The organism is Gardnerella vaginalis, assembly GCF_040427915.1.
GTDB classification, from domain to species: Bacteria; Actinomycetota; Actinomycetes; order Actinomycetales; family Bifidobacteriaceae; genus Bifidobacterium; species Bifidobacterium vaginale_C.
On sequence record NZ_JBETXJ010000002.1, the window covers coordinates 97,438 to 115,078 of the forward strand.

At 44.2% G+C, this 17,641-nt stretch carries 21 protein-coding genes; 5 read left to right on the plus strand and 16 right to left on the minus strand.

The window, feature by feature from the left end:
• Positions 1-508: 508 nt before the first annotated feature.
• The 11 genes from rplI to infC all read right to left on the minus strand — a co-directional run bounded on the left by rplI (position 509) and on the right by infC (position 8,273).
• Positions 509-955 carry a 50S ribosomal protein L9 gene (gene rplI / locus ABVC65_RS00455; protein WP_004121179.1) on the minus strand — a complete coding sequence of 149 codons (447 nt, stop codon included), beginning with the start codon at positions 953-955 and terminating at the stop codon, positions 509-511.
• A gap of 16 nt (positions 956-971) precedes the next feature.
• A complete protein-coding gene (gene rpsR, locus ABVC65_RS00460) occupies positions 972-1,220 on the minus strand; it encodes a 30S ribosomal protein S18 (protein ID WP_004105399.1) in 249 nt (82 codons plus the stop codon).
• Positions 1,221-1,427: 207 nt separating this feature from the next.
• Positions 1,428-2,102 carry a single-stranded DNA-binding protein gene (gene ssb / locus ABVC65_RS00465; RefSeq protein ID WP_004125246.1) on the minus strand — a complete coding sequence of 225 codons (675 nt, stop codon included), beginning with the start codon at positions 2,100-2,102 and terminating at the stop codon, positions 1,428-1,430.
• A gap of 94 nt (positions 2,103-2,196) precedes the next feature.
• Positions 2,197-2,493, minus strand: a complete 297-nt coding sequence (gene rpsF, locus ABVC65_RS00470) for a 30S ribosomal protein S6 (protein ID WP_004112977.1) — start codon at positions 2,491-2,493, stop codon at positions 2,197-2,199.
• A gap of 204 nt (positions 2,494-2,697) precedes the next feature.
• Complete coding sequence (locus ABVC65_RS00475; RefSeq protein ID WP_004121184.1) at positions 2,698-3,714, minus strand: ribose-phosphate diphosphokinase; 1,017 nt, start codon at positions 3,712-3,714, stop codon at positions 2,698-2,700.
• A 67-nt stretch (positions 3,715-3,781) separates the two neighbouring features.
• A complete protein-coding gene (locus ABVC65_RS00480; protein WP_004121187.1) occupies positions 3,782-4,804 on the minus strand; it encodes a ribokinase in 1,023 nt (340 codons plus the stop codon).
• A 64-nt stretch (positions 4,805-4,868) separates the two neighbouring features.
• A complete protein-coding gene (locus ABVC65_RS00485) occupies positions 4,869-6,233 on the minus strand; it encodes a PFL family protein (protein WP_353582323.1) in 1,365 nt (454 codons plus the stop codon).
• Between the two features lie 13 nt (positions 6,234-6,246).
• A complete protein-coding gene (locus ABVC65_RS00490) occupies positions 6,247-6,540 on the minus strand; it encodes an ACT domain-containing protein (RefSeq protein ID WP_004125242.1) in 294 nt (97 codons plus the stop codon).
• 383 nt (positions 6,541-6,923) lie between these two features.
• The gene (gene rplT / locus ABVC65_RS00495) at positions 6,924-7,307 is read right to left on the minus strand and encodes a 50S ribosomal protein L20 (RefSeq protein ID WP_004114536.1); all 384 of its coding nucleotides are present in this window, start codon (positions 7,305-7,307) and stop codon (positions 6,924-6,926) included.
• Positions 7,308-7,363: 56 nt separating this feature from the next.
• Positions 7,364-7,558, minus strand: coding sequence for a 50S ribosomal protein L35 (gene rpmI / locus ABVC65_RS00500; RefSeq protein ID WP_004112988.1), 195 nt, complete (start codon positions 7,556-7,558; stop codon positions 7,364-7,366).
• Complete coding sequence (gene infC, locus ABVC65_RS00505; RefSeq protein WP_013399724.1) at positions 7,539-8,273, minus strand: translation initiation factor IF-3; 735 nt, start codon at positions 8,271-8,273, stop codon at positions 7,539-7,541. The genes rpmI and infC overlap by 20 nt, the downstream gene beginning before the upstream one ends.
• Before the next feature lie 301 nt (positions 8,274-8,574).
• Here infC and ABVC65_RS00510 point away from each other — a divergent pair, with 301 nt between their 5' ends.
• From ABVC65_RS00510 to ABVC65_RS06550, 5 genes are all read left to right on the plus strand, one after another.
• Positions 8,575-9,312 carry a thiamine diphosphokinase gene (locus ABVC65_RS00510; RefSeq protein WP_004121210.1) on the plus strand — a complete coding sequence of 246 codons (738 nt, stop codon included), beginning with the start codon at positions 8,575-8,577 and terminating at the stop codon, positions 9,310-9,312.
• 175 nt (positions 9,313-9,487) lie between these two features.
• A complete protein-coding gene (gap, locus tag ABVC65_RS00515; RefSeq protein WP_004117281.1) occupies positions 9,488-10,543 on the plus strand; it encodes a type I glyceraldehyde-3-phosphate dehydrogenase in 1,056 nt (351 codons plus the stop codon).
• A gap of 100 nt (positions 10,544-10,643) precedes the next feature.
• The gene (gene ybaK, locus ABVC65_RS00520; RefSeq protein ID WP_353582324.1) at positions 10,644-11,144 is read left to right on the plus strand and encodes a Cys-tRNA(Pro) deacylase; all 501 of its coding nucleotides are present in this window, start codon (positions 10,644-10,646) and stop codon (positions 11,142-11,144) included.
• A gap of 71 nt (positions 11,145-11,215) precedes the next feature.
• A complete protein-coding gene (locus ABVC65_RS00525; protein WP_353582325.1) occupies positions 11,216-12,175 on the plus strand; it encodes an aldose 1-epimerase family protein in 960 nt (319 codons plus the stop codon).
• 102 nt (positions 12,176-12,277) lie between these two features.
• On the plus strand, positions 12,278-12,352 hold the full coding sequence (locus ABVC65_RS06550) for a 50S ribosomal protein bL37 (RefSeq protein ID WP_369803150.1): 75 nt from the start codon (positions 12,278-12,280) through the stop codon (positions 12,350-12,352).
• 455 nt (positions 12,353-12,807) lie between these two features.
• Here ABVC65_RS06550 and ABVC65_RS00530 read toward each other — a convergent pair whose 3' ends face one another.
• The 5 genes from ABVC65_RS00530 to ettA all read right to left on the minus strand — a co-directional run bounded on the left by ABVC65_RS00530 (position 12,808) and on the right by ettA (position 17,520).
• On the minus strand, positions 12,808-13,617 hold the full coding sequence (locus tag ABVC65_RS00530; RefSeq protein WP_353582326.1) for a zeta toxin family protein: 810 nt from the start codon (positions 13,615-13,617) through the stop codon (positions 12,808-12,810).
• 18 nt (positions 13,618-13,635) lie between these two features.
• Complete coding sequence (locus ABVC65_RS00535; RefSeq protein ID WP_004125429.1) at positions 13,636-14,109, minus strand: helix-turn-helix transcriptional regulator; 474 nt, start codon at positions 14,107-14,109, stop codon at positions 13,636-13,638.
• A gap of 131 nt (positions 14,110-14,240) precedes the next feature.
• Positions 14,241-14,510 carry a hypothetical protein gene (locus tag ABVC65_RS00540; protein WP_353582327.1) on the minus strand — a complete coding sequence of 90 codons (270 nt, stop codon included), beginning with the start codon at positions 14,508-14,510 and terminating at the stop codon, positions 14,241-14,243.
• Between the two features lie 264 nt (positions 14,511-14,774).
• Entirely contained in the window at positions 14,775-15,773 is a 999-nt protein-coding gene (locus ABVC65_RS00545) for a lipid II:glycine glycyltransferase FemX (protein WP_353582328.1), read from the minus strand.
• Positions 15,774-15,843: 70 nt separating this feature from the next.
• Positions 15,844-17,520, minus strand: a complete 1,677-nt coding sequence (gene ettA, locus ABVC65_RS00550) for an energy-dependent translational throttle protein EttA (RefSeq protein WP_004122991.1) — start codon at positions 17,518-17,520, stop codon at positions 15,844-15,846.
• Between the last annotated feature and the right edge of the window lie 121 nt (positions 17,521-17,641).

Here is a 17,641-nt window from a genome sequence, read left to right on the forward strand (position 1 = left end):
ATTTTTTCAAAAATTCTTGCGATTCTGGCGAGTCAACCGCCATTTTTAGCTCACTCATCTAAACATTTGTATATGATACAAATCACATTTTTAGACCCTCTGCAGCGCGCTTTTTTCTTTTACCCTGCGTTTGTTCCCATATTTGGCGTTTCGATAAACAAACGCGGGAATACCCCTCGCGAGTGTAGAAACACCCAGCCCTCACACAACATTAAGCAGGAATATCGCTGCGCGGATTAGCCGCGTTCACGTCTTCGCCGCGCAGAAGCAGTGCTTCTGCTTTGAGCGGCTCAGCGCTCCGAATTACCTTTTCGCGCTACGCTCTAAGCGAAAAGGCAAGTCGATTCGTAATAAAAAAGCTCCGTGTGAGTCACAGCAAGTAAAACTCGCCACAACTCACACAGAGCCAATGCTTAAGATCAATCCAAATGGATTGCTTCCCAACGCAAATACAGCGCAAATCCTACAAAACTCGCAACACTCGCGTGGGAAGCTGGAACACGTTTAACTACTCAGCTACAACCTTAACAGTAAAGGAAGCAGTGATTTCTGGGTGAAGAGCCACAGTTGCTGGGAATTCGCCAGTGGTCTTGATTGCAGCAACGCTAATAGCGCGTGCTTCAACAGCGGCCTTTGGAGCCAAAGCAGCAGCAATCTTATCGGCGGAAACACCACCGAAGAGCTTGCCAGATTCGCTAACCTTAGCAGCGATTTCCACAACAGTGCCTTCGATTGCTGCCTTAGCTGCAACAGCCTCTTCACGAGTGGCAACAGCCTTAGCCAAGCGAGCGCGGCGCATTGCTTCAATCTGGGAAGCAGCACCCTTATTCCATGCAAAAGCTAAGCCTTGTGGAATCAAGTAGTTACGTGCGTAACCAGCCTTAACAGTAATAACGTCACCAGAGTGACCCAAGTTTGCAACGGTCTTGGTGAGAATAACCTTGGTTTCTGCCATGTTCTTATCCTCTCAATCAGCGACCAGTGGTGGCGTATGGGAGCAAAGCCATTTCGCGAGCGTTCTTAACTGCCTTCGCGATCTTGCGCTGTTCCTGTACGGTTACACCAGTAATACGACGGGAACGAATCTTGCCGCGGTCCGAAACGAACTTGCGCAGCAAAGCAACGTCCTTGTAATCAATTTCAGTAATCTTGGCAGCCTTCAAAGGATTTGGCTTCTTTTTGAAAGGCTTGACCGGTGGTTGCGGCCTCTTACGTGACATAGGATGTCCTCTCTCAAATGCGTTATAAACGTTTATTTTTGTTTATACGCTAAACTGATGTTTTTAAGTTTATAAAAGTCAATTTTTAGTTAGATTTTAAATCAAATTCTAAATTATATTTTAGATTAGACTTGCAAACGCCTAACCAGATAGTCGCAAGCAACCGCGGATTAACCGCCATTATCTTGCCTAGTAAACTAGTAAAAACTAGAATTCTGGTTCTTCGTCTGATCCTCCAAAATCGGAAGTAGCTCCAAACGTAGCAAACCCGTCGTTTGAAGGAGCCGAAGCGCTCCACGGATCTTCAACGTTCACACCCTGATTAGAAGCATTCTGCATAGGAGAACCAGAATTAATGCCAGCAGCAGATGCCGCATTATTCGCATAATTCGCGCCTCCAGCATATCCTCCAGTGTATCCGCCAGCAGCAGCGTTAGCATTAGCGCCACCAGCGTATCCACCAAAGTCTGATCCTTGATTGAATCCACCATTGTTTCCCGCAAAACCGCCTCTAGAGCTCAAACGATTAACTTGAGCGGTAGCAAATCGCAGGGATGGTCCAATTTCGTCAACCATCAAATCGATGCTGTATCGCTTTTCGTTGCTGTTTTTATCAACGTAGTTGTTTGCACGCAACCTACCTTGAACAATAACGCGCATTCCTTTTGCAAGGGTTTGTGCGCAATGTTCAGCTAAGTCTCCCCATGCAACACATCTAAGCGATAATGGTGTGCCATTTATGTAGCTATTTGTTCTTCTGTCAAAAGTCGAAGAATTAGACACAATTGTGAAAGAAGTTCTAACACTGCCGTTAGAACTGGTGGCAGTTTCTGGCTCTTTAGCCAAATTTCCGATCACCGTTATAACAGTTTCTCCAGCCATTGCAGCCTCATTCCCTACTTTAAGACTTTTCTTACTTTGAGATTTTAGAACAAAAATCCAACTTTATTTTGACTTTACTTTGCGTCTTTTGACTTTACTTTGCGTCCTTGCGAAGAATCTTCGTGCGGACTACAGACTCATTAAGATTCAAAACACGGTCAAGCTCGTCGCTAAGAGCTGGCTCAGCAGTGTAATTCACTACAACGTAGTTGCCTTCAGTCTTGCCATCAATCTCATAGGCAAGCTTACGACGACCCCAGTAGTCGGTACCGTCAACGGAACCGCCCTCTTTGGTGACAAGCTCAAGATACTGCTCGGTCAACTTCTTAAGACCGCGCTCATCAAGCTCTGGATCGGCAATGAACATCAGTTCATACTTATGTGCAGACATCACCCACCTCCTTCGGACTATTCGGCTGTGGCATTTCCACAGCAGGAGTGTGTTTGCAAATCGTTCGCAAATTAAGTTACTATGCAATATTACGCATTACTACGCAATATTTTTTGCATAATTTTTTGCATATTTAATTTTACGAACAACCTGCTAAGTCTACATCATGCTGGCGACTCATCACCGCGCAGCTAATCAACCACACTAATGAGCGTAAATATTTCTATGCTTCATGTCTTCCGGAAGTGCATTTCTAAGCGAAACAAGCGATCCAGACCTAAACACAGACCTAATTCCAGCAGCAAGAAGAGGCGCAATCGAAAGAACCGTCATATTCTCTAAGCGCTTTTCTTCTGGAACAGGAACAGTGTCTGTCAAAATGATTTCGCGAGCGCCGCAACCTTTAAGTCGCTCTACTGCAGGTCCCGAAAGAAGCGCATGAGTTGCCACCAAAGTAACAGACTTCGCGCCTGCTCCTCTAAGCGTGCGCACAGCTTCACAAATCGTACCAGCCGTGTCAATCATATCGTCTACAACAATGCAATCTCTGCCTTGAATATCGCCAATAATTCCGTGCGCTTCCGCGTGATTTGGCCTTGTTGTATCTCGCGTTTTGTGGATAAACGCTAACGGCAATCCGCCCAGCTTTGCAGCCCACTGCTCCGAAACTTTGATTCGTCCAGCGTCTGGGGAAACAATCGTAGTGTTTTCTAGGCTCATAGTGTTGCGAACGTAATCAATCAACACTGGCATTGCTGTTAAGTGGTCTACAGGTCCGTCGAAGAATCCCTGCTCTTGAGCCGCGTGCATGTCTACAGTCAAAATACGAGTAGCTCCAGCGGAACGGAATAAGTCAAACATAAGTCGCGCCGTAATTGGCTCGCGACCTTGATGCTTTTTGTCTTGACGCGAATACCCAAAGAAAGGTGCAACAACATTGATGCTACGCGCGGATGCTCGCCTTAAAGAGTCCACCATAAGAAGCTGTTCCATAATCCAATTGTTGATTGGATCGGTGTGCGCTTGTAAAACAAAAACGTCTGCACCTCGAACTGGCTGCGTAAAGCGCACATACATTTCTCCGTTTGCAAAATCGTAGGCAGTTGTTTCTAGAACGTCTATTCCAAGGTATTTTGCGGTTTCTTCAGCAAGTTGCGGATATGCTCTACCCGTTACTAGCATCATTTGCTTTTTTGGAGTGCCTTCAAGAATTGTTGACATATCTGCCTTCCCATTTGCAAAATCGGTAAAAACGCATACAAACCTAGTCTATCAGCATACGGCGCCACTACTCAAACGCACGAACCACCTGCTGCGCGCTGCCGTAAGACGATTGCGCTCCAAATCCTGTTGCTGCGTATGCAGAAACATATGTTGCCACTTGCGCGCTTTGAGCTAAACTAAATCCAGCGGCGAGTCCTGCCAAAACGGTTCCCATAAACGCATCACCGCATCCCGTGGTGTCTACTGCAGAAACTTTTTGTGGACATATGCGAACAGCCTTTTTACCATCTTCCGCATTGTAATCTAAAACAACAGAGCCTTCTGCACCAAGAGTTACAACTGCCTCGTCAAAGCCATACTCGTGCATAATGCGCGCCGCATCAAACCAGTCAAAATCATCCCAATTGCCATCTTCTGGCTCGCGAATTTTAAGCAATTGCGCCATTTCGTGCTCGTTTACAAGAAGTATGCTTGCGTTTTCAATCAACTCACTTGGAAGCTCGCTTACAAACGGCGAATTATTAAGTAAAACTTTTACACCAGCTGCGCGCGCGATTTTTGCAGCCTCCGTTACAGTTTCCATTGGGCTTTCAAGGCACAATCCTAGTACGCTTGCACTGCTAATAGCCTTCTTAACATCGTTTTGACTAATATAATCTACGCTTACTTTTGCATTAGATCCTGGAGCATAGACGATTGTGTTTTCGCCAGCTTTTGCATCTACTGTTATTACTGTTGCGCCACTTTTTATGCCTTCTACGCGCAAAATTTTAGATGTGTCTACACCTGCAGATTCCAGCGTGTTAAGAAGGAATTCTGCGTTTTCGTCGCTGCCTACAGCACCAAACATTTGCACATTCGCGCCGATTTTTGCTGCAGAAACGGCTTGATTCCCAGATTTTCCTCCTGGTAGTACTCGCAAATCACTTCCGTTTACAGTTTCTCCAGGATTTGGAAGACGGTCGGCAACTATTGTGTAATCTGCGTTCATGGAACCTACTACAGCAACACGATTCTGACTTTCGCCTATTTTTTTAAGAGCGGTAGCAAGATTCTCGTTGCTTAGTGGCGTAGTTTTTTCTATCATAGAAACCCTTTCATAAATATTCATAAATATTCACAGATATTCACACAATTTTAGACAACATCGCCTAATTCTTAAAGCTATGCACAGGCGCTGGAATTCGCCCACCGCGCGAAACAAATTCCTCACAGCTTGCGGTATTTACAGGCATGATTGGTGCATACCCCATTAAACCGCCAAAATTAGCCATTTGCCCAACGCTTTTGCCTTCCACTGGAATTATGCGTACTGCTGTGGTTTTTTGGTTTATCATGCCTATTGCCGCTTCGTCGGCTATCATTCCAGATATTGTTGCAGCTGTTGTGCTTCCAGGAATCGCAATCATATCTAGGCCTACAGAACAAACGCACGTCATTGCTTCTAGCTTTTCTATTTTAAGGCAGCCTGACTTTGCAGCAGCAATCATGTTTGCGTCTTCTGAAACAGGTATAAATGCGCCAGAAAGACCACCAACGTAGCTGCTAGCCATTATTCCGCCTTTTTTAACTTGGTCGTTAAGCATTGCAAGAGCGGCTGTTGTGCCAGGAGCACCAACAGTAGAAAGTCCAATTTTTTCTAAGACTTCGCCCACAGAGTCTCCAACGGCTGGTGTTGGCGCAAGCGACAAATCGATTATGCCAAACGGCACTCCTAGCCTTCTAGACGCCTCTTGCGCAACCAGCTGTCCGACTCGCGTAATCTTAAAAGCCGTGCGCTTAATTGTTTCGCACAAGAACGCAAAATCCTTCCCACGCGCTTCATCTAGTGCGCGCGAAACAACGCCCGGCCCCGATACGCCAACGTTTATCACAGCGTCTCCTTCGGTTACGCCGTGGAATCCGCCAGCCATGAACGGGTTATCGTCTGGAGCGTTGCAGAATGCCACGAATTTCACGCACCCGTAGGAGTCACATTCTGCAGTCGCCTGTGCGATTTGTTTGATTACTCGCCCAAGTAGCTCCACGCAATCCATGTCAATTCCAGTGCGTGTGGAGCCTACGTTTGCACTTGAGCACACAATATCTGTCTCGCTCAAGGCTTTTGGCAGCGACTCTATAAGCATGCGGTCGGCTGTTGTCATGGATTTTGCAGGCAGCGCTGAGTATCCGCCAATCAAATCTACTCCAACCTTTTTTGCTGCTTTGTCTAGTGCGTGCGCAATTTGCACAAAATCGTCTGGGCTTTTGCAGGCAGAAGCTCCAACTAGGCTTATTGGTGTTACGGTTATGCGCTTGTTTACAATCGGAATTCCGTAGTCGCGCTCAATCGCGCAACCTGTGCTAACTAAATCTTTTGCAAGACGCGTAATCTTGTTGTACACGTTTTCGCACACTTTTTGCACGATTGCGTCTGCACAGTCTAGCAGGTTTATTCCCATTGTTATGGTTCTAACATCGAGTTTTTCTTGCTCGATCATTGAGTTTGTTTCGCTCACTTCCATAATGTTTAGCATGGGTTTCTCCTACTCACACTCGGTGCATGTTTGTAAAAATTTCCGCGCGCTGGCAGTGTATGCGAACGCCGATTCCTTCGCCTAGTTTTGCTAGTTCTTCTGCTAATTCGCCAAATTCTACGTTTATTTCATTTACGTCTACAATCATCATCATGTTAAAGAAGCCGTTGACGATTGTTTGAGATATGTCTAGTATATTCGCTTTGCGGCTTGCTAAATGTGATGTTACTTTGGCTATGATTCCTACGGCATCTTTGCCTACTACGGTGATTACGGCTTTGTTTTCATCATGATTAGTGGTGTTCATAATCACTCCTATTGGCGATTTTTCTCTTTATCGAGCTTTTTATTTTTTATTTTTATTATTTTTTATTAGGCGCAAACCCTTGCCAATCGACGGTTGCTGGCGACTTTTCAGCACGACACCTGATCTGTTTCGCTCTAGCAAAGCGCTGGTTTTTGCTCAATGCTTATACTATTGCCCGTTATGTATAAAACGCAACATACCTAATACGTATGCAAAATGCTTATACAAAAAACCCGCCACAATGGGCGGGTTTAAGATAAAAACCTAGCTAAACTATCTATTTAGTTTAATCTATTTAATTTAATCTATCTAGTCTATTCTATTTAGTCTGACTAGTCAGTTTAGTTAGAATAGTCAGACCGAACAGGCTAAATCAAACTAAATCAGGCTTCTACTGGAGCATTCACATCAGCTGGCAAAGCAGCCTTAGCAGCTTCAACGATTGCCTTGAAGGTTTCAACGTCGCTAACAGCGAGCTCAGCCAAAGCGCGGCGATCCAATTCGATGCCAGCCAAACGCAAGCCCTGAATGAAGCGGTTGTAGGTGATTCCTTCTGCGCGAACTGCAGCGTTAATACGCTGAATCCACAACTTGCGGAAGTCGCCCTTGCGAGCCTTGCGGTCGCGGAAGTTGTAAGTAAATGAGTGAAGCAGCTGTTCCTTTGCCTTACGATAAAGACGGGAACGCTGACCGCGATAACCCGAAGCCCTATCAAGAACAACGCGACGCTTCTTGTGAGCATTAACTGCGCGCTTTACTCGTGCCATAAGTATTCCTCAGCTTTCTTAAAAAATCTTTAATTGCGTCTTCGCTTTACTGCAACTTACTTAGCCAGCAAGCCCTTGAGATTCTTGCTCTGTGCTGTAGCCAAAACTTTATCTGCAGACAAAGCACGACGCTTGCGAGCAGACTTATGCTCCAAGTTGTGGCGCATTGCGCTACCATCGTGCATTACCTTACCAGTGCCGGTAAGGCGAACGCGCTTGGACGCTGCGGAATTAGTTTTCATCTTCGGCATTGCTGCCCTCCTTATGATTCTGATCAGATTCTACAGAAGCTTGTGCTGCGACTGCTGCCGCATCCTGAGTTCCTTGCTTTGCTGCAAGACGCGCTGCCTGGCGAGCCTGACGTTCTGCGCGCGATTCAGCGCCTCTACGACGCTGCTCAGACTGAGTATGAATCTTCTTGCCCTTAGGAGCGAGAGTCATTATTATGTTACGACCCTCCTGCTTAGGGGCAAACTCAATAGTTCCACTTTCGGAAACCTCATCTGCGAGCCTACGCAATAGCTCAACTCCGCCGATAGGACGCGATTGCTCGCGACCACGCAGCATAATGGTGACTTTAACTTTATCGCCGCCATTTAGGAATCGAAGAACATGACCCTTCTTAACGTCGAAATCATGATCATCAATCTTGAGTCGGAAACGAATTTCCTTAATCTCAGCTGTGCTTTGATTACGACGCGCTTCACGAGCCTTAATCTTCTCGTTGTACTTGTACTTACCGTAGTCAATAAGCTTGGCTACAGGAGGCTTAGCAGTAGGTGCCACCTCGACGAGATCGAGGTTCGCTTCCTTTGCCAGGTTCAACGCTACCGAGGTCGCGATGACCCCCACTTGCTCGCCTTTCGGACCGATAAGGCGTACCTGGGAGACGCGAATCTCTTCGTTAATGCGTGGTTCGTCGCTAATGATGACTCCAATCCTTGTTAAAACAGTGGAACAGCACACCAAAAGGCAAAGATAAATTCAAGTTCACACATCAATCAAAATAAGCACGCAACCTAAATTCATAGTCGTGCGGCTTTGTGGCAATAAATAAATGCCACGTGACCGAAGTCATGAACCCGAAACCACTTTGGGCTTCCAGGTGGGATATACCACTTTCTTGATTACTCAAGCCAAATATCTATTCTACTTGGAGCCTTGACAATAATCAATGACAATAATCAACCGTGCTCAAAAATACTAAACAAATCGCAGCAAAACACGCAAAATAAACGCAATTCCACGCGCGCGATATTATGTGACTATGGAGCCTTTAAAGCGCTGCGTTGTTTTAGCAGCTGGAGATTATTACGACCATACGCGCGAACATGTTCCTGATCGCGCTTTAACTATTGCGGCAGATGGTGGCTGGGATCATGCGTGCAGACTCGGCTTGCATGTTGATGCTCTAATCGGTGACTTTGATTCTGTGCGCTTAAAGCTTCCAACAGACGCTGCAATTACGCGACTTCCCGCCGAAAAAGATGATCCAGATTTGCTTTCTGCTCTTAAAGTTGGCTGGGCTAAAGGTTCTAGAGAATTCCATATTTTTGGCGGCTTAGGTGGTCGCGTTGATCACACTATTTCAAACATTCAGCTTATGGTTCGCCTTGCAGTTAGGGGTGGAATAGGATTTTTGTATGGAGACGGCACGATTGTTACCGCAATTCACAACGGTTCTCTCGACTTTCCTGCATCCAATGGTCCCGAAGGTCGCATGGTGTCTGTGTTTTCTCACACACCTGTTTCTAGCGATGTGAACGAGGCTGGTCTTAAATATCAGCTTCAGCACGCAACTATGTATGGTGATGCTGTTCAAGGCTTAAGCAACGAGTTACTAAACGATACTCCTGCACATATCGACGTTCACGAAGGAACGCTTGTAATCACCTTCCCTATAGACGCTCCACTGCCTCAAGTCAGCTGGTTTAAACGACCAGTTGGAGATTTAGGTGATATAAACACTAACATTTCGAATGCTCTCGCTGTGCCATCAAAATAGCCTAAATAATCGCAAATTTGCGGTGTAGAGAGCAAAAATGCCTCGCAATGCGTCGTACATACCGCACATTAAAATGAACGTGTTAGTTTAAATAACGAAGACCAAAACGTATTGTTAAAAATCGCGAAAAATCGCTAGAACTATGCGTTAAGGTTTCACTCAAGGGAGATCCCATATGACAGTCAAGATTGGTATTAACGGCTTTGGACGTATCGGCCGTTTGGCATTCCGTCGTATTTTTGAGCTTCAGGCTCGTGGCGGTCAAGCTGGCGATATCGAAGTCGCAGCCATCAACGATCTGACCACTCCTTCGATGCTTGCTTACTTGCTTAAGTACGACAGCACTCATGGCACTTTCCGCCACGACGACGGCACCCCAGTTGAGGTTACCTCCACCGAAGACGCAATCGTCGTAGATGGCAAGACTTACAAGGTTTACGCTGAAAAAGACGCAAACAATATTCCATGGGTTAAGAACGATGGCGTTGAGTTCGTGCTCGAATGCACTGGTTTCTACACTTCTGCAGAAAAGTCCCAGGCTCACTTGAACGCTGGAGCTAAGAAGGTTCTTATCTCTGCTCCTGCTAAAGACGAAACCACCCCAACCGTTGTGTTTGGTGTGAACCAAGAGATCTTAAAGCCAACCGACAACATTGTGTCCGCTGGCTCTTGCACCACCAACTCCATGGCTGCAATGGTTAAGCTTTTGCAGGATAACTGGGGCATTAAGTCTGGCTTCATGACCACAATCCACGCTTACACTGGCACCCAGATGATTCTCGACGGCCCACGCGGCTCCAAGCCACGCAACAACCGTTCTGCTGCTTGCAACACCATCGAGCACTCCACTGGTGCTGCTAAGGCAATTGGCAAGGTTGTTCCAGAAGTTAACGGCAAGCTTCAGGGTCATGCTCAGCGTATTCAGGTTCCAGATGGATCTGTTACCGAGTTGACCACTGTTCTCGAGAAGCCAGCTACTACTGAAGAAATCAATGAAGCCTTTAAGAAGGCTTTCGAAAACTGCGAGTACTTCGGTTACAATGCTGACAGCATCGTGTCTTCTGACATCATCGGCGACACCCACGGTGGCGTTTTCGATCCAACTCAGACCGATGTTAACACTGTTGACGGCGTTACCTTGGCTCGTACCGTTACCTTCTACGACAACGAGTACGGCTTTACTGCTAACATGATTCGCACCTTGCTTTACTTCGCTGAGATTGCTGAGTAAAGTTAGCGAAACACAATAAGGCTAAAATAAAGCTATAAACCCCTTGCGGTGACTCATCGCAGGGGGTTTTCGCAAAGCATTTTGCACACTGGGGGTAAAAATGAGCAAAAAACATGCTACAACAGGCAAAGCAACGCCAGCAATCGCACAGTTAGAAAACGCTGGAATTACGTTCCGCGTTGTTGACTATGAGCACGATGCAGACCACATGGATGACGGGTATGGCATGGAAGCAGCGCAAAAATTAGGCGTAAATGCTGAACAAGTGTGCAAAACACTTATGGTAGACACTGGGGAAAAACGCGTAGTTGGGATTGTGCCAGTAAACGGTAGATTAAGCATGAAGGCGATTGCTAGCGCGGTACACGCCAAAAAAGCCAATATGACAAGCCCAGATGTAGCCCAACGCGAAAGCGGCTACGTGGTTGGTGGAATCAGCCCATTTGGTCAGCGTACTCATCACGAAACCGTTCTGGATGCTAGTGTTATGCACTTTGATGAGATTCTTGTTTCTGGAGGCAAACGCGGTCTTGATGTTGTTCTAAACCCAAACGATTTAGTCAGCTTGCTTAACGCAACCATAGCAGATATATTAGCTTAAGTAATACAATTTATATTAGAAGTATTAAATTATATTAGAAGTATTAAAACGTTTTCACATAGGGGTGATTTATGAAATCGTATTCGCTACCACCGAGAACAGGTAACCAATACACGATTTGCCACAAAGATTACAAGGCTACAATAACACAACTTGGGGCTGCACTACGCAATTTTACTTGGAGAAATAGTGATATTGTTGTGCCATTTGAGGCTGACGAGTTACCGCCTTGCTTCAATGGACAAATACTGATTCCTTTCCCAAATCGTGTAAATAAAGCGTCTTACAAGTTCCAAAACGCGTCTTATACTCTGCCTATCGATGAGCGAGATAGAGACACAGCTTTGCACGGCTACGGATACCGCTCATACTGGCAAACTTTAAGCGTTACACAATCAAGTGTGAGTCTTTTATGGCGATCACCAAATATAGAAGGATATCCTTTTGACATTGTTACCATAGCCACTTGGGAGCTTGACGATTATGGGATTCATTTAACGTTAAATACAACCAATCATGGCAATGATGATGCTCCATGGGCTGCCGCAATGCACCCTTGGCTGTGCAACGGATTACAAGGGCATGGAGACGAGATTGATCAACTAAACTCTAAGTGCAAGCTTAAGCTTCCTGCAAAAACGCATGTGCGCGCAAATGAACGTTTAATACCAGTTGGTACAGAAAGCGTGGACGGAACGCGATTTGATTTACGCGATAACCCATTTTTGGTTAATCAGCCATTTGATGATGCTTGGACTGATTTAATTAGGGATGACGATGAGTGGGCTACTGCGATTTTTACGCGCGCTGACGACTTACAAATAGCGGTAAAAGGCGATAAAAGCGTAACATCATTCCAAGTGTGCACTGCGACTGGTTTTCCTGCAGACAAGCATCCTTGCGGAGTTGCTGTGGAACCACAGACGGCGTATGCGAATGCGTTTAACACAGGAACAGACTTGACTGTTATAGCACCACAGGAAACTGTTGTTAACCAATTTAGGATTTCACCTCTGATTGAGAATATGTGATAGCTGCAGATATGTGACATCTGACGAAAGACAAAAGCTTGAACGTCTTGGCAATGTGCGATAATCCCTAAGGTTGTTCATTTTAATCGTTAGGAGTTTATTATGGGTATGCGTGGACGTAAGCGCAAGGCACGCCGCAAAAAGGCAGCAAATCACGGCAAAAGACCAAATGCTTAAGTCAGTGGTTTATTAACCTTTATTTTTGGTGATTTTAAGCTATTTTTTAAAAAAAAAGACGAGCATATTCACTTTTATTGTGAATGTGCTCGTTTTTTATTAACTACGCCGAGTTTTTCTTGGTATTTCAATGAAAACTCGAATTTTTAGATACACTTTTTGCCGACTACCTACTACCCCGTGTTTGTTCCCTTTTTGACCCATTTGGTAAACAAAAGCTGGAACACTTTCCCGTGTTTGTTTACGTATTTGGCGATTTTGGAAACAAACTCGGGAACACTTGCCCACGTTTGTTTACGTATCTGGTGTTTTGGTAAACGAAAGCAGGAACACTTGCCCACGTTTGTTTACGTATTTGGCGATTTTGGAAACAAACACGGGATAAAAGAAACGAAAATACTACAAAATAACCCACTCGCGCAAATCAGACGCGCTAATGCAAGTCTCTGCAAATTCTACAAACTTTTATCTATCAACTTGTCTAATTCCTTCAACCTATTCTTAGCGTGGCAAATCAACTTTTTCTCATCAATAGTTTTCTTGCCAAAGAGCACTTCCTTAAGAACACTAGCTGCTGTAATATTTGGACTATTTTTATACGAATCAGAATCATATATGCATTTTTCGTCTCGCTTGTAAATCTGAATTCTGTCAAATATTTTCGATTTTTCTAATTTCAACAAGTTATCTACTATATTGTTCACAATATTGTCGTGATGATCCTTAGGAGTTGCCCTAGCACTTTTAGGATCTTCCAAATACATTTCCCTGTAGCGAATCAGTGTACTGAGCCACGACAATTCAGGTTTTGTTGCAATAACAGCAAGAGAAACACGGTAACCGCGATCTATCAACATTTTTGCAGTGCTGCTAGGCACTTCAACACTGCGCAAAGTACCTTCAATTATGAGATTATACTTTTTAGAACTTAACTCATCAATTAGGCTTCTCACCATTTTTGCGGAAAAAGCACTCGTATATTTAACACTTTCTTTACCGTATTTATCAAGTAACTCGCAATAATGAGGGTGTTGAGTCCTATAGCTATCAGCATCAAGGATTATTATGTTACCGCTAAATTCTTTTTGTTTTACTATGTGAATGGTAGTTTTACCAGCACCACTTTGACCACCTAGTAAAACCGCCCTAGGATGCAAATCTGCATGCTTATACATTTGTAAAGAACGTAAATTTCTTAACAAACAGTGAGTAAAATACTCTTCGCTAAAATCTTCTATAACCATAGCAAAATCACACTTACCCATATTGTTTCTATACGATTGTTAACTATTTTTATTGCAACTTACGTATTCAAGCAAACGTTCTATGCCATCTAAATATCCAACATAACGATTTATATCTTCAAAATTTGTAGATGTATAAATCTTTGTATTAATTACATCTGATAAATCATCACTAATCGCAATCCACGCATTAGAAGAATCATCAAATTGTATATTCATACTATCCTCGTATTTATATAAACGAGCTAGTAAAAGTGCGCCACGCTCCTTTAAAACTTCAATCTTCATGTTCAAATCGTATTTATCAGATGCAGATAATTCTTTTTCATTTACGATATCAAAAAAAGAAACCTTGAATTTATCACAAATTTTATCTATTAGCCTAGTTGAAATAGCACTTGTACCATTTTCGTATCGCACAATGCTGTTACGAGATACTCCTAATGCTTCAGCTAACTCTTGTTGAGTTAATTTTTTTGAGCGACGTAGTGCTCGAATATTCACAGAAACCATATATACGCCCTTTTATAAAAAATCTGCAATAACAATTAATTCAAAATTAAGATTTAAGATTTATTTGTGATATAAGCATATAACAAAAAACGTTGAAGCACCAATTTTGGTGCAAAATCTTTACAAAATTTTTAAACTCTCACAGCACTATTACCGCCCTTAGCAAGCTCACCCTTAGCAGCCTTCAACTTCTTAGAAGCATTAACAAAAGCCTCACTGGCATGAGCAACATCCTGCTCAGCCTGATTAACCTTCTGCTTAGCAGTATAAACCTTAGCAATAGCCTTCTTCTGCTTCTCTGCCAAAGTTGGCTCTACTGAATCTGCAACAGCGCATTTCTCAAATGTATCCTTTGCAGCAAGATACTTAGCAAGAAGCTCATTTACCCCACCACTCTTCACTCTGCCTATTTCTTACCCCGCGTTTGTTCCCTTTTTGACCCATTTGGTAAACAAATGCGGGAACACTTGCCCACGTTTGTTTACTTATTTGGCGATTTTGGGAACAAACACGGGATAAAAGAAACAAAAGCAAGATAAAAGAAACAAAAACAGGCGAAGACGCAAGCTCGCGCTGTAGCACACGAACGACATGTGACACACTTTGCGCCAGATTCAATATAGCTCGCGCACTACAGCACTATAGAAATAGCAAATCTCAGGCAATCACCTATTAACGAACTTGCTGTATGCATCCTCATCTGCAACAATATCAAGCTCACCAATCCAAATGAACGGATCAGTGGCCTTGCAGAAACCATACTTAAAGAAATAAAGACCATCGCTAACATCAAGCGAGAACACCCCACCCATGTTAAAGTACTTCATTCCAAGCTCATGCGCCCACTGAATCAAATCCCATATAGACAAATACCCTGGGCTTACCTTGCCCTGCATGGTCGCAGTAGCACCATACATGTACCATAATTCACCGTTATAAGGCAAACCAATCATGCACGCAATAGTCTTACCCTCATAGTCCGTGCTATAAATCCTCATTTCTGGATAAGCCGCAAGCAACCTCTCAAAATACTCTTTAGGTCTGTATGTAATACCATGTCTTTTTGCCATAATCTCAGTAAGCTCATAGAACTTGTCAATATCTTCCTGAGAACGACTCCACCTAGATGTAACGCCAGCTTTTAAAGAAGCCCTTATATGCCTTCTTGTCATTGCACTAAACCCAGCAAGAAGATCATCCGTAGACTTACCCTCAAGGTCTAGCATCATCTCATAGCGAGGATTGGAGAAAGAGTGAAGTTTTTCCCCATCGCTCCTAAAAGTAAAGCCTTGCTCTCTATACATATTAACAAGATCTTGATCGTTTTGAACGCAAGGATCCATTCGCAGCAAAAACGCATTGTACTTTTCAATAAGGGGCTTAGCTTCTTCAATTAGCTTCTTAGTGGTTTCTATATCATAAAAATCACTTACTGGCCCATGAGGAGCATAGAGGAACATTTTATCATCAACAGCTTTTATGCCGAGAACAGACATCGCTGCCGTGATCTTACCGTTTTCTTCTAGATAAACATATTCACTAATCCAGTTGCTTTTCACATCTGCCCAACGCATGTCTTGCATAGCGTTTCCGTAAGGCGAATGCTTTATGAATTCCTCATACTCTTGGACTTTAGAAGAATCATTTTTATCAAGTATCGGCATTTGTTCTCCTTTTTAGCTCAATACGTGATTTTAATTCAGTTTTACTCTGATAACACGAGTTATACGCGACTTAGCGAGTAAGCTTACGATGCAAGCGATGAGGACGAGCAGCTTCTTCACCAAGGCGTGCAATCTTGTTTTCCTCATACGCCTGGAAGTTACCTTCGAACCAGTACCACTTTGCAGGATTCTCGTCATCACCTTCCCATGCAAGAATATGCGTGGCAACGCGGTCAAGGAACCAGCGATCGTGTGAAACCACTACAGCGCAGCCTGGGAAGTCAAGCAAAGCGTTCTCTAAGCTTTCAAGCGTCTCAACATCCAAATCGTTAGTAGGCTCATCTAGGAGAAGCAAGTTTCCACCCTGCTTAAGCGTCAAAGCCAGATTCAAGCGGTTGCGCTCACCGCCAGAAAGCACGCCAGTAAGCTTTTGCTGATCCGAACCCTTAAAACCAAAGCTTGCAACGTATGCGCGAGTAGGAATCTCAACGCCTGCAACTTCAATAAAATCAAGTCCGCCTGAAACAGCTTCCCACAAGTTCTTATTAGGATCCAATCCTGCACGATTCTGATCCACGTAAGAAATCTTTACAGTGTCTCCAACTGTAAGCTCTCCACCAGAAAGTGGCTCCAAGCCCACAATCGTCTTGAAAAGCGTAGACTTACCAACACCATTCGGACCAATAACGCCAACGATACCGTTACGCGGCAAAGTAAACGACAAGTCGTCGATAAGCACACGATCGCCAAAAGCCTTGTGAATATGCTTCGCTTCCAAAACTTGCGAGCCCAAGCGTGGACCTGCTGGAATTTGAATCTCCGAAAAATCAAGCTTCTTAGAATTGCGTGCCTCTTGCTCCATCTGGTCGTAACGCTCCAAACGAGCCTTATTCTTAGCTTGACGAGCCTTCGGCGAGCTACGCACCCAGTCCAACTCATTCTTTAAGCGCTTAGCAAGCTTTGCATCCTTAGCGCCCTGAATCTCCATACGCTTGGCTTTAGTCTCCAAGTAAGTCGTGTAATTACCCTTATAAGGGTAAAGCTGGCCGCGATCAACCTCACAAATCCACTCTGCTACATTATCCATAAAGTAGCGATCGTGGGTTACAGCAATAACAGCACCCTCATACTTGTGCAAGAACTGTTCAAGCCAAAGAATAGACTCAGCATCCAAATGGTTTGTAGGCTCGTCTAAAAGCAGCAAATCTGGGGCTTCAAGAAGAAGCTTGCACAGAGCCACTCGACGCCTTTCGCCTCCAGAGCACACAGAAACAGGCGAATCTGGATCTGGGCATTGCAAAGCATCCATAGCCTGCTCAAGCTGAGAATCCAAATCCCAACCATTTGCAGCATCAATCTCTGTTTGCAACTTACCCATTTCTTCCATCAACGCATCAAAGTCAGCATCTGGATTTGCCATCTCTTCGCCGATTTGGTTAAAACGCGCTACTTTTTGCGCAATCTCACCAAAAGCCATCTTAATGTTTTCGCCAACCGTCTTCGTTTCATCGAGAGGTGGCTCCTGCTGCAAAATTCCAACGGTATAACCTGGCGTAATCGAAGCCTCGCCGTTCGAGACATTCTCCAAACCAGCCATAATCTTCAGCAACGTTGATTTACCCATGCCGTTAGGCCCTACAACGCCAATCTTTGCGCCTGGAAGGAAGCTTAAGGTAACGTCGTCTAGAATCACGCGATCCCCGTAAGACTTGCGTGCCTTAATCATCTGATAGATAAATTCAGCCAAAGTAATATACCATCCTTAAAAATTGAATCAAAATTAAATTATTACAGCAGATTTTTAAATTTTAGATTTTGTGTTTATGTTTTGTATTTCGGTTTTATACTTATATTTTTAAATTTTATAT